This is a genomic window from Henriciella sp. (assembly GCF_049649345.1).
Lineage (GTDB): Bacteria > Pseudomonadota > Alphaproteobacteria > Caulobacterales > Hyphomonadaceae > Henriciella.
In genome coordinates this window covers 1-3232 of sequence record NZ_JBARZC010000337.1, presented here as the reverse complement: position 1 = coordinate 3232, position 3232 = coordinate 1, and the positions used below count along the sequence as shown (strand labels likewise).

Annotated in this window: 3 protein-coding genes; 1 reads left to right on the top strand and 2 read right to left on the bottom strand. The window is 62.5% G+C overall.

Features of this window, described 5'->3' with window-relative positions:
* The first annotated feature begins 163 nt into the window (after positions 1 to 163).
* Positions 164 to 940: a hypothetical protein gene (locus tag WA989_RS09160; protein WP_424340195.1), complete on the top strand. Its 777-nt coding sequence runs from the start codon at positions 164 to 166 to the stop codon at positions 938 to 940.
* Here the strand turns inward: WA989_RS09160 and tgt are convergent.
* Positions 891 to 2030 (bottom strand): tRNA guanosine(34) transglycosylase Tgt, encoded by a 1140-nt coding sequence (gene tgt, locus WA989_RS09155; RefSeq protein ID WP_424340194.1) that lies wholly within the window; start codon positions 2028 to 2030, stop codon positions 891 to 893. The two genes, WA989_RS09160 and tgt, sit on opposite strands and share 50 nt — an antisense overlap.
* A gap of 52 nt (positions 2031 to 2082) precedes the next feature.
* Positions 2083 to 3099: a hypothetical protein gene (locus WA989_RS09150; RefSeq protein ID WP_424340193.1), complete on the bottom strand. Its 1017-nt coding sequence runs from the start codon at positions 3097 to 3099 to the stop codon at positions 2083 to 2085.
* Positions 3100 to 3232 lie beyond the last annotated feature (133 nt).

Here is a 3232-nt window from a genome sequence, read left to right as displayed (position 1 = left end):
GACCTACTGATTAAAAGTCAGTTGCTCTACCAACTGAGCTATGGGCGCGCCGAGCGGCCTACCTAGTCGAGTGCGCCTGAGAGGTCAACGCTGCTATTGGAGTGAAATGCAGGTCAGTTGATGCCATTCTTTTGCCCACGTTTCCGCGTGGAATCGCAGGGCTATGAAACACACTCTGCTTATTTCTGCCGGCGCGCTCGTCGTATTGGCCTCGTGCGCCAGCCAGTCTGCTCAGACAGCCACTGAAAAAGCTGTCTCGCAAACCCGTGCGGGCCTTGCCGATGCGGCGATGACCCCGCTTGAAGACCTCAATCTCAGGCGCGAGGACATCCCGCCTGTTCTGACCGACATCTCCAATCCTTACGATGTCCCGGCCGATATCAGCTGCGCCGATATCAGCGCCTCGGTCGACGCGCTTAACGCAGTGCTAGGGCCGGACTTCGATGCGACCAAGGAAGAGGATGACAGCACGCTGTCTGACAAGGCGGCCGGAACCGCCTCCGACAGCCTCCTGAAGGTTGTCGCCTCCGAGGCCGGCGGCCTGATCCCCTATCGCGGTTGGGTGCGCCAGCTCTCGGGCGCCAAACGCCATCAGGCGAAGATCAAGCGCGCCATCAACAAGGGCACGCACAGGCGCACTTATCTCAAAGCCATCGGCGCGATGAAAAGTTGCGACGGCGCTGCGAGCCCCGATTTCGAGGCCCTCGTCGAAGAGCAGAGGGTCGAGTTTCGCGGCGACGTGCCGGACGGCTTCGAGCAACAGCCAGAAACGACCGGTGAGCTGCCCGCCCTGGAGGAGGATCCGTGGGATCTTGTCCCTGATGATGTGGATACCAGCGGCCTCGACCCGATCGGCGAGCGCCATGACGCTGAGACGCAGCCCGCCCAGCCTAGGACGCCGTCCGCGGCACCGACTTGGTCTTATCCCATCGAAGACTAAGCTCTTCGCGCCGCGCAGCAAATGTGCCGGCTGCGATTTGCGCCCGCAGATCGGCCATCAGCGCCTGGAAGAAAGCTGTATTGTGCCAGGAGAGGACCATCGCTCCCAGATACTCGCCAGCCTTCATCAGGTGGTGCAGATAGGCGCGTGAATAGTCATTGCTTGCCGGGCAAGGCACGGCTTCATCGAGCGGGCTGAGGTCTTCAGCGAATTTCGCATTCTTGAGATTGATCGGCCCGTCCCACGTCCAGGCCTGGCCGTGGCGTCCGGCGCGGGTCGGCAGCACGCAGTCGAACATGTCGATGCCGCGCGCGACGCTTTCAACGAGATCGATCGGCTTGCCCACGCCCATGACATAACGCGGCAACCCGTCCGGCAGGTGCGGCATGGTCATGTCGATCGTCTCGCACATCTGGTCATGGCCCTCACCCACAGCCAGGCCGCCGAGCGCAATGCCGCCAAAGCCCTGAGAGACGACGCCCTTGGCTGAGCGCTCACGCAGATCGGCAAAGTTTGAACCCTGTACGATGCCGAATAGCGTCTGCTTTTCCCTCGCCCCAAACGCATCAAGGCTCTTCTGTCCCCAGTCGAGCGAGAGGTCGAGACTGCGCAGCGCCTCTTCATGGCTGCAGGGAAAGTCGGTGCATTCATCGAGCTGCATGGAGATATCAGCGCCGAGCAGATCGGCCTGAATCTCGATGCTGCGCGCGGGGGTGAGCCGGTGCTCGGAGCCATCGATGTGGCTGCGGAAGGTCACGCCCTCCTTGTCCATCTTGCGCAGCTGCGACAGCGACCAGACCTGAAACCCGCCGCTGTCTGTTAGCATCGGGCCTTTCCAGCCGGAGAAGGCATGCAGCCCGCCGAGCTTCTTCACGCGCTCAGCGCCGGGACGCAGCATCAGGTGATAGGTGTTGCCAAGGATGATATCGGCCCCGGCCTGCTCGACCTGGTCCATATACATCGCCTTGACGGTCGCCGCCGTGCCCACCGGCATAAAGGCCGGCGTCCTGATGTCGCCCCGCGGGGTTTCGAGGACACCGGTGCGCGCCGCGCCATCGCGGGCTTTGATCTCGAACGGAAATGTCGCCATGAGCGGGGCTTTGGCGCATCCACCGCGCGATGACAAGGCCCGGTTGCGGCCCCTATTCGGCCGGTCGCAGCGCGGGACGGGGCCTGGATGCCATCCTTCGCGGGGCGGGATAGGCCCATCCGATCCAGATCGCAGCACCGCTGAAGACCACACTGCCAACCGCAATCGCAAGCGGCGACATGGCCATAAGCGCCGCCGAAACATCCAGCCAGGCCTCGGTTCGGCCGAGCCACTTATAGGAGGCGACTGAAAGCAGCGTCATGCCGAAGGCCGCCGCAAACGGGGCGATGGGCTGACCTGACAGCCGGTCGCGAACGACCAGAATCAGGCAGATGGCCCCCGCGATGACGAAGCTAATATCGATGCACTGCTCGAAGATCGGCAAATCCTGCGGTCCGCGTACCAGAAAGCCCGGAACATAGTTCGCGAACAGTCTCGAAATGACCGGCGCTGCCAGAATGAAGACCGTCGCCAGCATATAGCGGGCGTGAAGCGCTGTCGTGCGGCGGTAGCGCAGCGCCAAGGCATAGAAGGCGACAAAAGCGATCGAGAAGAACAGATCGACAAGCGCCAGCCGCTCGCCGATGAAATGGCGGAACGCAGAGTCCCGCAAAAGCGTGCGTTGCGTCACCAGCATGCCGCCAATGGTAAAAACCGGCACCAGCGCCATGCTGGCCATACCCGACCAGATATGGACCTTGCGGAACCGGTGATGGATCGACCAGTTCTGCGTGATCAGCAGCACCATCCAGAGCGTCGCCGTCACCCCATGGATATGATGGGCGAGCGGGGCTTGCGGCAGGATCGAGAAGTAGCTCGGCATGAAGGCGGCGAAGGTCGTGACCAGAAGGGCTGCGACGTAGAAATGGGCGCGTGGAAACGGCATGGACTGAAATTCCCCGGTGTTGAACGGCTCCATCAGGGTCAAACACCAGCGCCTGCCGCAAGATGCGGCGCAGGCTTGCCGGCGTGCTGGCCGCATCTGGCCGCGTTTGGCCACACGCCGGTGATCGGGTATCTGGTAAGGATAGATCGTCAGCCTCTGAAACAGGACGCGTTTTGACATCATCAGGCCGCCATATGGATATGCCCGCCCGCCTCGTGGGCTGGAAACGTATTGCCGCCTATCTCGGCTGCAGCGAACGCTCGGCGCGCCGGTGGGAGGGGGAAGAAGGCCTGCCGGTTCACCGCCAGCTGCATGA

What these genes read in the sequence shown, in the direction of transcription:
- WA989_RS09160 (WP_424340195.1), top strand. Translation starts at nt 164, where the DNA reads ATGAAACACACTCTGCTTATTTCTGCCGGCGCGCTCGTCGTATTGGCC.
- tgt (WP_424340194.1), bottom strand. Translation starts at nt 2,030, where the DNA reads ATGGCGACATTTCCGTTCGAGATCAAAGCCCGCGATGGCGCGGCGCGC.
- WA989_RS09150 (WP_424340193.1), bottom strand. Translation starts at nt 3,099, where the DNA reads ATGATGTCAAAACGCGTCCTGTTTCAGAGGCTGACGATCTATCCTTAC.